The 12,780-nt window shown below is 43.5% G+C and carries 8 protein-coding genes; 2 read left to right on the plus strand and 6 right to left on the minus strand.

The genetic code is table 11. The features are described 5' to 3' along the window. The first annotated feature begins 152 nt into the window (after positions 1-152). Positions 153-1,013, plus strand: a complete 861-nt coding sequence (locus tag MTO98_RS20695) for a helix-turn-helix transcriptional regulator (RefSeq protein WP_243480889.1) — start codon at positions 153-155, stop codon at positions 1,011-1,013. 77 nt (positions 1,014-1,090) lie between these two features. Continuing rightward, positions 1,091-2,275, plus strand: coding sequence for an NAD(P)/FAD-dependent oxidoreductase (locus tag MTO98_RS20700; RefSeq protein WP_243480890.1), 1,185 nt, complete (start codon positions 1,091-1,093; stop codon positions 2,273-2,275). Positions 2,276-2,370: 95 nt separating this feature from the next. Here the strand turns inward: MTO98_RS20700 and MTO98_RS20705 are convergent, their stop codons facing one another. The 6 genes from MTO98_RS20705 to MTO98_RS20730 all read right to left on the minus strand — a co-directional run bounded on the left by MTO98_RS20705 (position 2,371) and on the right by MTO98_RS20730 (position 12,706). Further along, positions 2,371-3,894, minus strand: coding sequence for a glycoside hydrolase family 32 protein (locus tag MTO98_RS20705; RefSeq protein ID WP_243480891.1), 1,524 nt, complete (start codon positions 3,892-3,894; stop codon positions 2,371-2,373). Positions 3,895-3,919: 25 nt separating this feature from the next. Beyond that, positions 3,920-5,521 carry a glycoside hydrolase family 172 protein gene (locus tag MTO98_RS20710; RefSeq protein WP_243480892.1) on the minus strand — a complete coding sequence of 534 codons (1,602 nt, stop codon included), beginning with the start codon at positions 5,519-5,521 and terminating at the stop codon, positions 3,920-3,922. 70 nt (positions 5,522-5,591) lie between these two features. Next, positions 5,592-7,313, minus strand: coding sequence for a RagB/SusD family nutrient uptake outer membrane protein (locus tag MTO98_RS20715; protein ID WP_243480893.1), 1,722 nt, complete (start codon positions 7,311-7,313; stop codon positions 5,592-5,594). An 11-nt stretch (positions 7,314-7,324) separates the two neighbouring features. Beyond that, the gene (locus MTO98_RS20720; RefSeq protein ID WP_243480894.1) at positions 7,325-10,444 is read right to left on the minus strand and encodes a TonB-dependent receptor; all 3,120 of its coding nucleotides are present in this window, start codon (positions 10,442-10,444) and stop codon (positions 7,325-7,327) included. A 25-nt stretch (positions 10,445-10,469) separates the two neighbouring features. After that, positions 10,470-11,369: a carbohydrate kinase gene (locus MTO98_RS20725; protein ID WP_243480895.1), complete on the minus strand. Its 900-nt coding sequence runs from the start codon at positions 11,367-11,369 to the stop codon at positions 10,470-10,472. A gap of 11 nt (positions 11,370-11,380) precedes the next feature. Beyond that, positions 11,381-12,706 (minus strand): sugar porter family MFS transporter, encoded by a 1,326-nt coding sequence (locus MTO98_RS20730; protein ID WP_243480896.1) that lies wholly within the window; start codon positions 12,704-12,706, stop codon positions 11,381-11,383. Between the last annotated feature and the right edge of the window lie 74 nt (positions 12,707-12,780).

Consider the following 12,780-nt stretch of genomic DNA (forward strand, 5'->3'; position numbering starts at 1 on the left):
ATACTATAAGCCCGATGTCAAAAGCGGATATACGCACAAAGCGCCGTATTAATTACGGATGCCGGCCGCATCGATGCTTAAATCTTCCGGCATGGGCATATCTGGTGCATACCATCAATACCTACTGTAAAAAGCTAACTTTGTAATGCAGCATGATGGATAAAAAAAGCAAGCATATTCCTGTTAATACTTTACCGGCGGGTATCAGGGAGGGAATAGTTATTGGCCGAACATCTATCAATGGATTGCCAAATTTTAAAGAAGTAGAGCGATCACACCGGGATAACGGGCATTTATTTATTTTACAGGAAAAAGGGACCACGCAAATTGAAATAGACTTTCAAACCCATCATATACAAGCGTCATCTGTCATTTATATCCACCCCAGCCAGGTGCATCGTTTAATTTCGTTTGAAAATGCAACGACAAGCAGTTGGATCATTACCAGCGAAAACCTCCAGCCGGAATATGTGAAACTATTGGAAGACCTCATACCTGCAAAACCCCTGTTATTGGACACAGAAACCCTGTCTGTTATTTCGAATACAGCTTCGCTCTGCATCCAGCTTTCCGAAAGGAAACAAGAGAAATTATATGATGTCATCCTAAAAGAAAGTTGTAATACACTGGTCGCTTTAATCGTTTCCCAGTATTTAACGCATTCAAAATCAGCAGATACTTATTCGCGGTTCGAAGTTATCACCAAGGCATTCAGATCGTTACTGGAACATGACTTCATGAAAGTTAAAAGTCCGATGACCTATGCCAGGCATCTTAATATAACCACACCCTATCTTAACGAGTGTGTCAAAGCTGCCACCGGACAGCCCGTTTCATATCATATACAGCAACGTGTCACCCTTGAAGCCAAGCGACTTCTTTCGCATTCCAATAAATCAGTAAAAGAAATAGCAGGCGAACTGGGGTACGATGATTTCTCCTACTTTACCCGGCTGTTTACGAAAATCACAGGGATAACGCCCCTGGCCTTTCGGAGCAAAAACTTCGATTAGTCCTATATCCACTGCGTATCCGCATTGTTTGCCCTATCCAAATCATGTTGCTTTGTATCAATTAAAATAGCTATACAATGACAACATTAAAAACAATAGATCTTTTACAAAATAAAGAAATCGCTATAGTTGGCGGCGGCCCGGGCGGATTAACTTTGGCCCGGCTATTACAACTTAAAGGGGCAAGCGTCAAAGTTTATGAGCGTGACTTTGACCAGACGGCCCGTGTGCAGGGAGCAATTGTTGACCTGCATTTTGATTCGGGTTTGAAGGTAATGGAAGCCGCCGGTTTAATGGATACCTTTAAAGCTAATTATATGCAGGGGGCCGATAAATACCGTATGGTTGATAAGGATGCTAACATCTGTCTTGACGAAAGTAGCCAGGGAGCTGCAGATGATTTTGGCAATGAAAACTTCAGGCCGGAGATTGACCGAGGTGCATTGAGAGATCTTTTAATAGATGCTCTTTTGCCCGGAACTGTTGTTTGGGACAGTCAGTTTGCCGAAATGAAACAGATAAATAATAGCTGGGAACTTCAGTTCAAAAATGGCACAACCGCTACTGCAGATATAGTGATCGGAGCCGATGGTCATCGTTCAAATATCCGTACTTATGTAACAAACATACAGGCGCTATATTCGGGTGCAACAATTATCCAGGGAGAGGTTGAACATCCCGAAAAAGATTGTGCCGAAATGTACGCATTAGTTAATAATGCCAATTTGATTGCCATGGGTGCAGGAAAAACTATTGCTGCACAACCAAGGGGCGATGGCGGACTGACATTTTATGCTGCATCCCTGTACCCTGAAAACTGGATAAGGACAAGCGGCATAAACTTTAATGATAGCAAAGCCGTATATGCTTATTTAGTTCAATGTTATGAGGGATGGAACCCTATATTTTTTACACTCTTTAAAGCCTGCACCCAATTTACGCCAAGGCCATTGAATTATTTTCCGTTAAATCAAAATTGGAACACAAAAGAAAACGTTACCCTCATTGGGGATGCTGCTCATTTGATGCCACCGTCAGGCGAAGGGGTAAATACTGCAATGCTGGATGCCTTAGATTTAACTGAATGCCTTACAAGCGGTGAATTTAAAGATCTGCAAACGGCCGTTGCAGCATATGAAAACCGCATGCTGGCAAGAGCTATGATATTGGGACAAGAAGCACTTGATGGCATAAAAGACTTTGCGGCCCCTTCTGACGAATCATTTAAAAAACTTTTGCAACAATTTAATCAAACTGATTGATCTGAATTAAAAACCGTTGCGCACGCTGGCAAAAGAAAAGCCGGTGTGTTACATACTAACACACCGGCTTTTCACATCTTCTACAAATTCAGTGATTATTTATCACCTCGATTTAAGTTCCACAATTTGAGTGTTTTAACTACAGCTTCCCCATCGGCAAAGGCAGATAAACCTGTGGCGTCTTTGTCCGGGTAGATCATGGTTGATATTACTTTTTCTCCATCATTACCAAACACTTCAAGCGATGACCTGTCAACCAATACTTTGATCCTGACAATACCGTTTGTTATGCTCATTGGTGCCGTTTGTACCAGGTTTTCGGGCGATTTATTATTTTTTTCGGAGCCCGCGCAATCCACAAAAAGCTGTTGCTTTTCGGCATCGTAACCAACTATTACTTTTTTATCGGTGCCTGCCTTTTCAACTACATTAAAGCCTGCTTTTTTTGCATTTCTGATATCAAACTCAGCATCTATCCAATATGCATTACCCTCACCCTGAAGTTTCAATCCCGAACTATTGACAGAAACATTCTTTTTTTCAACAGGTTTGCCTACCGCATATTTAGGCAAAGCCTTAGTTACAAATACTGAAGGTAATTGATTAAGTACCAAACCCTCGCTTGTGGTTTTTAAAGAAAGGTCATGAGGGATGGACATCTGCCCTTTCCATGGATAGGTTTCCTGCCTGCCGTTTTGCAACCAGCCTAACAGGATCTTTTTGTTTTGAGGGGCATCCCGCCAGGCTATGGCCGCATAAAAGGCATCACCATAATCAACTTTTAATATTTTGCTGTTATCATTAATGTTTTTGAAAGTTGTTCCATCAAAATCACCAACAAAATATTGAATCAACGGACCATGCTCACCGCCCAGCGATACAAAAAGCACCCACTTGATATTAGCCGGATTACCATCAACCACTAACGGAAGTATAGATGGGCATTCCCACCCGTTTTTGGTAAACCCAGCCGGGCCGAAATCGCTTAGCTTAGTCCATTCTTTAAGGTTTTTTGAACCATAAAAACGGACCATATGCTCATCAACCATTGAAACGGTCATAACCCACTGTTTTGATTCCTCATGCCAGAAAACGTTCGGGTCGCGAAAATCATGCATATTCAGGTCTATAACCGGGTTTTGTGCATATTGCTTGTAGGTTAAGCCCCCATCATTGCTGTAGGCTATAAACTGAGATTCCTTTTTTTGTTTAGGCTGATCAGCAGTAAAAATAGCTACCAATGGCGGCTTGCCGTTGGTACCAAAACCACTGGTATTATTTTTATCCAATACCGCCGAACCTGAATAGATCCAGGTAGTTGTATCCTTTGTTATTATTTCGGGAATGGCAACAGGCAAATGCTTCCAGCTAATCAAATCTTTACTGGTGGCATGGCCCCAACTCATGTGCCCCCATTTATTTTCGAAAGGATTATGCTGATAGTATAAATTGAATTCCCCATTTAAAAATATCAACCCGTTAGGGTCATTTGTCCAGTTGGTTTGAGGCGTAAAATGATAAGCAGGTCGCCATTGCGGCGTGGGCACTCCTTTTTCCTGGGCTAATGCACTACCTGTCATCGAGATCAATCCCAGGCACAGTAATTTAATTTTTTTCATATTTTACAGTTTAATGTCTTGGTTATTATTTAGTAGTTGGTAATTGAGTAGGCTGGCTTTGCTTTTCGGCAATGCTGCTTTTTGCATTTTTAAATCCGTACCAATAAGTGGTTGCTGCAAAATCTGCCGACCCGTTTTCCCAGCCAATCATTTCCAGGCTATAACGGAAATCCTTTTCAAACGGAACAGCATCCAGGTTCCTGGTACGTGTAAAGGTATTATATCCAAATGAATCGGGATTATCTGCACGCGGGGCATTTGCAAAAGGCGTTTGATATAATACTACAGGTGCCCAGGATGTATTGTAGTAATCTTCGGTTCCTGTCCCAAATTCGGCCGGAAAATGTTCAGCGTCAACCCAAAGTTTCTGATCACCTTCACCATACCATTTGTGCATGTGGTTATAAACGGCCAAAGCATCCCCTATAAATACGCCTTTGCCTTTGATAGCATTCAAATCCCATTCAATCGGCTTATTTTCTTCATTTTGTTTAATAACAACATTATTTTCATTTTTCCAGCTGGCATGAAAATACATGGTCTGTACATCCCAGGTCCATTTATCGGTAACCGCCTGTACAGAAACACTCACCGGTTTATCACCCATATTAAGCAATGAAATTTGCGCTGATGAGCGATAAGGCATCACCCAACGGCTGGTCAGGCTGCTGTCTTGACCGATGGTACGGTACCAGCTTTGTAGTGGCCTGGCCCCTACACCACTTCCGGCAAAATCACCTACCGGGCACCATACGGTTTGTTCACCATCAAACTTTATCTGCAATATAGTTGAACGGAGTGCCTGATCATAATCGTCATTGTTTGGTGTTTTGAGTTTTATAACGAGATAACGAATAGCAGCCGATCCTTTTGGTAAATTAATTGTAACCTGCTTTCCTCCGGCAATGTTATTTTGGGCACTAATACGCTTACCTGCAATAAAATTATCCGGATGCAGGAGCTTTGCATTAACATCATTCACCAGCTTGTTTAACTGGTGAAGCTGCTGTAAGTTAAAAGTTTTTACACTTACGCCCGCTGCGTAGCTCCGATAGTTCACCTGATAATAACGTGGCTGGTTATCGGGGTCGTTATCCTCAAAAGTTATTTTGCAGTGTTTAGCATAAGGCATCGGCAAATAAAGTGTGCTTCCGCCCTTTTCTTTTGGTTCATAACTCGAGTGCGCCTGTAATAAAGCCGAACCTAAATTCAACCCACTCTTCATCAGGTCATAAGCAGGTACAGTAATAGTGGGCTCTTTACTTCCATCAAAATAAATCCTGATGTTGCCATTACGTTTAAAAGTAGTAAGCCAAAAACGCACAATTGCCCCCGGCCCGTCGGCGTCCATCATCACCAGTTCGCGGCGTCCGTTTACAGTTTCGGTTCTGATGTATTGTGATCTGTCGTCGTTGGCAAACCAGCCAGGCTGATTGGGCAAAACAGATTTACGATCATAACTGCTGGCCTGCATTTCGTAATAATATGGATGAGGCCACCGTGCAACAGCACTAAAATCTGCCTGTTCCTGTAGCAGGGATGCAAGTGTAACCTGCTGGCCAAAACTATTTATGCTACAGGTTAAACAACCTAACAGGCAAACAATCAGATATTTTAATTTTATCATATTACTATCAATAATGAGAACCGCCCCGATGTTCCGGAGCAGTTCCCTGTAAATTAAAACTTCCTGCAATTTACCATCCGGTATTTTGTTTGTACAGGCCTTTACTGTAATTTATTTGGTTTTGAGGAATAGGCAGGTATTCATCGCGGTTTTTCTTAAAGGCTGCGCCCGAAAGATGCGGAGTACGAGTCTTTTCGATAGTAAAATAACCATTTATAAAACTATCTGCAATACCCCAGCGTACCAGATCAAAGAAATGGTATCCTTCCATTGCAAACTCCAGTCTGCGTTCAAACCTCAATGCCTGGCGGGCAAAATCATTGTTCCACGTACAGTTTACGCCGGGTTTATAGGTATCCATTAAATAATTTGACGTGGCCGAACCGTCAGCCTGTTTCAATAAACCGGTACTGTTTTTTGCCCGTGTCCTGACCATGTTGATCAGTGGTAATGCTTCAGACTCACGACCGAGCTCGATAAGTGCTTCTGCTTTCATCAGCAATACCTCTGCATAACGGATCACCGGCCAGTCTTTTGAGCTTGACATAAACGGCGGGTATTTCATAAACGTAGGGTCGGTGTAAGCCACTACTTCTTTCAAACTCATAAACTGGTTATAAGTAGCCGGGTCGCGGCACCATGCAGCTGCAAATACCAGGTTAGTTTGATATTTGTACGGGTGACCTGGAATTGCCGCCGTGTGATCCAACCTAACATCAAACGAGTTTGTTTTATAATCGGCCGATGGCACAATGTCATGATCATTGTAAGTAGTGATCATTGGTAACCCTTTGGTATCAGTTTTAAAGGCATTAATGAGGTTACTGCTTGGCTGATGGAAACCGCAGCAGCCATACTCTACATTCATCGGATAATTTACGCCCACGCCGGCATCAACACGCCCCTGTGGGCTGCCATCGCTTTTTGAAAACTGGATAGCAAAAACAGATTCGGGGCCGTTTTCATACTGTGAGAGGAAGTTGTTGGCAAAATCGGCAGATAAAGCATATTTACCCGAATTGATCACGCTATCGCAATAGGTATTTACCTGTTGCAATTTAGCCTGATCAATAGTTGTAACATTGTTTTGATCATCTTGCTTATAAGCCTGATACAGCAATGTTTTGGCCAGGTATGATTGTGCAGCACCTTTGGTGATCCTGCCTACCTCTGCCTGGGTTACAGGCAAATTATCAGCGGCAAATTTAAAGTCGTTAGCTATTTTAGTCCAAAGGGCATCGCTCGAATAGCTGCGGTTGGAGATGGTATCGTATTTTGTTTTCGGAATACTTTCATCAATATACGGGATCCGGTTAAACAAGATCTTTAACAGGAAATAAAAGTGAGCACGTAAAAACCTTACCTCAGCAAGCCTCTGTTGTTTTTGAGGATAGTCGGTTGTGTTCATACCATTAATGAGTGTTAATGCGGTATTACAGCGTGCCACCCCAATATACAGCCTGTACCAGGTACCGTCAGATTCGCCGATGTCAACCCGGTTAAGCGAAAATAACTCATAAGCGTTAACATCGCTTTGGTCGCCGGTACCGCCGCCGCCTTTATAGGCATCACCTCCCCTTACGCTTCCGTAAGCCCACATGGTAGTATAAGGAACACTCCAATGGTCATTTCCCAAAGCCGAATATGCAGCAATTACCATGGCATCAACATTGGTCGGGGTCTCCAGGGTTTCGTTAAATACCACACCCTGCGGTAATTTATCTAAACTTTTTTTACAGGCGGCAAAAGCTAAAAGCAGTACCAGCGCTGTTATATATTTTATTTTTTTCATAGTTGTAATGATTAGTATGATAAATTGATGCCGATGGTTGTAACAACCGGAATTGGGTACGCATTACTTGGATTTTCCGGATCGGGCGCTGTATACGATGAGCTTTTGAAACGAAGCAGGTTTGAAGCCTGTACATAAATTTTAGCTCTTGACAGTTTCAATTTCTTAAGCGCATTTTTAAGATCGTAGCCCACCTGAACATTTCTGAGTTTCAGGTAACTGCCCGACTCCAGGAAGTAGGTTGACGAACGCCCCTCGTTATTGGCACCAGCCATTGACAACGCCGGTATAGTTGAGGTTGGGTTTTGCGGAGTCCAGGCGTCAAGTACCCTGGTACCCCAGTTGGCACCGGGCGCAAGTGATGTAAAATCTGTTAAACTTTTATAAGTGTTTGATACCACGCCGCCTTTTACTCCCTGGAAGAAGAATGACAGGTCGAAACTTTTGTAGTTGATGGTAGTGTTTAAACCGTAAACAAAATCCGGATCTGATGTACCGATGTATTTTTGGTCGTTATTATCAACAACACCATTGCCGTCCAAATCAGCATAACGGATCCTGCCCAGGCCTTTGCCCGGCTGCTCTGGCGAGTTATCAACCTCAGCCTGCGTAGTAAATAAACCTTCAGCTACCCAACCGTAAAATGAATGCGGGGTACGGCCAATAATGGTGTTGGTTGTGCCATTTCCAGGGTAAGCAATAATGGCATTGTTTGGCAGGTAAGTAATTTTAAGTGCGTTGTGAGCTATATTACCGGTTAACCCTATCGACAGATCATTGGTAATTTGTTTGTTATAAGATATAATAGCCTCGATACCTTTGTTCTGGAGCGAAGCACCATTGATCCATTCATTTCCGCCTTCGCCTACTACACCTAAATATGGAGGGTTCAATAAAATGTTCTTGGTGTTTTTAACATAGTATTCCAACGAACCGGTAATTGCGCTGCCGAACAAGCCGAAATCAATACCAATGTTTGATTGAGTAGTAGTTTCCCATTTCAGGTCGGGGTTACCGGTTTGGGTAGCGGTGAAGCCCGAAGGCAGTGTACCTGTACCACGACCATCAATATCATAAGCACTGCCTGCACTTGGGTTCCAGGTAAGGTCGGTTGCGTAAATGGACTGGAACAGCGAATAGGTAGCATAGGCTGGAATACTTTGGTTACCGGTTTGCCCCCAGCTATAGCGAAGTTTCAGGTCGGATATAGCAGGGATAGCCTTCATAAAGTTTTCCTGGCTAACGCGCCAGCCTACCGATGCCGCAGGAAAGTAAGCGTACCTGTTATTGGCACCAAATTTACTGGAACCATCCCTCCTGATAGTACCTGACAAAAGGTATTTATCATTATAAGTATAATTTACTTTAGCAAAATATGACTGCAGCGCATCGGCGTTGCCACTGCCGTTTGCAAGGATATTTGAAGTACCCTGTGTAAGGTAAGCATAGTCAATATCTGCAACAGCTAAGCCCTGCGCACTTGCAATAAAGCCCTGATTATGGTTATTAATGCTTTCGGCACCCAGCAAAGCGTTTATCTTATGCTTTTTGTACAGGGTAACATCATAGGTTAAGATATTTTGCCAGGTAAGCGAACCGCTGTAATCAAAATCTGTAGTTACCTGCGCAATGGTACTTGACAAAAAGCCCGACTGGTACGGCTTCAACAAGGTACGATAGTAACTGCCTGCGTAATCTACATCAAAACTTGTTTTAAAGTTTAAACCAGGTAAAATGTTCAGATCAATGTATGTACTGCTCAGTATCCTGCCGAAGTTATTGTGATTTTGCTTGTTATCTTCGATAAGCCTTACCGGGTTCTGACGATCGTCCATACCGGCTACAGGGCCGCCCCATCCACCGTCAATAGTATGTACAGGGATTATCGGGTTTTCGATGATGGAAAGGTTAGTAATATCGCCGGTTGGCAATTGGGCATCTTTAAAGTAGGTGGCATTCAGGTTTTCGCCAATTTTTAAGCGGCCATTGAAAAAGTTATAGTCAACATTAGCGCGAGCGGTTATTTTCTGGCTCCTTGTTTTTTTAATGATGCCCTGGTTATCAAAATATCCTAATGAAAGGAAAGATGTACCATTTGGCCCGCCATTGGATGCGGCGATATTATACTGCTGCAAAACAGACGGCTGCGAAATTTCATCAAACCAGCTTGTATTTGCCGACCGCATGGTCTTGGCGGCATCTACAAACTCAGGGATAATTACTTTATTTAAAACCGGATTTTTGTAATCCTTATTCCAATCGTATTTATAAACGCCATTAGTTGTTGACGGATCATAGGGGTTTGATGCCGCAGGGCCAAACAGATCGTCATTCACTACAGCCTGCCAATAAGCACGGCCGTGCTGCTCGGTATTTAAAACCGAAATCTTGCTGTTGTAATATTGTATGGAGGTAGAAGCGTCAACATCTATCCGTTTCACGCCATTCTTTCCCTTTTTAGTGGTTACAATAATAACACCTGCCGCAGCCCTTGACCCATAAATACTTGCGGCCGATGCATCCTTCAAAACCTGGATAGATTCCACGTCGTTTTGATTGATTTCCTGCAAGCCGCGCTGTGTAGGGATACCGTCTATAACATATAGCGGGTCGCTGTTAATATTGAGAGTTGTTTGCCCGCGCATTCTTACAACAACAGATCCGTTGGGTGAGCCATCCTGGGTAACGGTAAGCCCCGGTACCCTGCCCTGCAACGCTTTAATAGGGTTACCTGCCGGGATGTTTTGGATATCTGCCATTTTCACCACGGTTACAGCTCCGGTCAAATCCTTTTTACGTTCAGAAGTGTAGCCGGTAACTACTACTTCATTAAGATCATTGGCACCAAGATCAAGTATTACACTTAAATTTTCGGTATTTTTAATAACAACAGTTATGGCTTTGCTGCCAACGTACGAGAATTTAAGGGTTTGGCCTACGGAAGCCTGGATGCTGAAATTACCCTTGGCATCCGTTAGTGCTGATGATTTTCCGCCTTCTACCGTTACGGTAACTGCCTCCAGCGGTACGGAGGCTTTGTCGGTCACAGTGCCGGAAATTGTCCGGACCTGTGCGTAGCTGCTTATTGCTATTATAAGCATGATACAGCAGGTTAGTAATAGTTTTCTCATTATAGATTTATATTTGGTTAAAAAATTATTGGCTTTTGAATTTCAAGAAATCGGGAATCTGGTATTCGGGGCAACCTCCTTTCTTTGAGGCTACAAATGCACCCATAGCGGCAGCGTTGCTGATCACTTCCTGCGGAGTATAATGATTGTGCAAACCGGCAATGAATGCCGCTAAAAATGCGTCACCGCTACCAATTGTATCCGCCACTTTTACCTTTGGACAAGCTGCATGATAGTAGCCTGATCTTGAATAATAGGAAGCACCTGCTTCGCCTTTGGTGACAACTATCTCGGGGATACTGAAGGTTTCCTGCAAGAAGTTCACCTGATCCTGCTCAAGCGTAAAGTGGCTTCCAAAAAGTGCGTTGCAACGCTTTAGCTCCGAAAGATTGAATTTCGCGACATCGGCCTTATGCAAAAGCTCCTTCAGTATATCTTTCTTTACATAAGGTTCGCGCATGTTGATGTCCAATACCTTCGTTACCTCGTTCTCTAACAGATCTGATAAAGTATCGCGCGAGGTTTGATTGCGGGAGGATAAACTTCCATAAACCAGAAAAGAGGCAGCCTTAACTTCGTCGGCAGTTTTATCGTTTTTATTAATAAAATCCCAGGCAACCGGGTATAGTATTTCATACGAGGCATCATTCTGTTCGTTTAGGACAACACGAACCTCACTGGTATCATATTCATCGTCATGTTGTAGTAAGCTTTTGCCTATACCCCACTTTTCAATCAGCCTGACAAGCTGATAACCGCTGATATCCTCACCTACTTTACTGATAATACCGGTGTTTACTCCCAGTTTATTTAAATGATAAGCTACATTAAGTGGTGCGCCGCCGGGCTGAGGGCCGTCGGGCAATACATCCCACAATATTTCTCCGTAGCAAATGGCCTGATGGTTGTTTTTAACTTCATTCATTGCTTCGGCGATTAATGCATAACCATATTAGTTTCAATCTGCTCCAATGAGCGCCCCTTGGTTTCGGGCATAAAACGCCACACAAAAATGAGCTGGCATACCATCATCACACAGAAAAAGGAAAAGGTAACGGCACCACCAAGTGACTCGGCCAGGTAAGGGAAACAAAAGGCGATGATTGCGGCCATGACCCAATGTGTTGAGCTCCCCAGCGTTTGTCCCTTGGCCCTCACCTGGTTAGGAAAAATCTCGGATATAAATACCCAGATAACCGCGCCTTGCGAAAACGCAAAAAAAGCGATGAACAACATCATATACATAGGGATTGCAAACCCGTTAAAATGTCCTGAGTAAAACGTTACTGCTACTAAAAAAAGGGAAATGATAAGACCAACTGAGCCAACAAGCATCAGGGTACGCCGGCCAACCCTGTCAATAATATTGATACCCAACAAGGTGAATATAAAATTTACCAGCCCTATCCCCACTGTTGACAGCAACGATGAATGTGCCCCCAAACCAGCCATTTCAAAAATGCGCGGCGCATAGTATATAATGGCATTAATTCCCGAAACCTGGTTAAAAAAAGCAAACAACACCGCCAGGATAACAGGCGTTTTGTATTGGCCCGAAAAAAGGCTGGTATCGGCCACACTATCATGCAGGTTAGAGGCCTGAATTGCTGCAAGCTCCTGCTCACAATCAAGCGGGTTGATGATACGCAGTATCTCCAAAGCTTTACTTGCTTCGCCTTTTTTGAGGATGAGCCAGCGGGGGCTTTCAGGTATAAAATAGATCAATGTGATGAAAAGCAACGACGGAAACGCTTGTACCCCTAACATCCATCGCCATGAAGTATCTCCGCCCTGGCTAAGCAGGTAGTTGGATAAATAAGAGATCAGGATGCCCAGTACAACATTAAATTGAAACAGACCAACCAAACGCCCCCGGCGGTCGGCAGGCGAAACTTCTGAAATGTAAATTGGCGCAGTTACCGACGATACACCAACGCCAAGGCCGCCCAGCAGCCTGAAAACTAAAAAAATGTACCAGTTATCGGCAAGTGCAGTACCTAATGACGATAAGAAGTAGGCCGCAGCTACAAAGTACAAAGTGTTTTTCCGCCCGAAAATATCTGAAGGCCGCGCACCTAATAAAGACCCGATCACTGTGCCTATTAATGCAATTGAAATGGTAAGTCCGTGCTCGAAAACAGAAAGGTGCCAGAACTGCTGGATCGATTTTTCGGCCCCTGAAATAACAGCTGTATCAAAGCCAAACAAAAAGCCGCCAAGGGCTACGACCATGGACCACGCCAGGACGGAATGTTTATTCATAAATGGTTGTTTATTATAATTGGTTTAACTGACCGCAAAATATTGCCTTACCGCCTGGCGGCGGTAGCGAAATA

Origin of the sequence: Mucilaginibacter sp. SMC90, assembly GCF_022811725.1 — a bacterium.
Taxonomy (GTDB): Bacteria; Bacteroidota; Bacteroidia; order Sphingobacteriales; family Sphingobacteriaceae; genus Mucilaginibacter.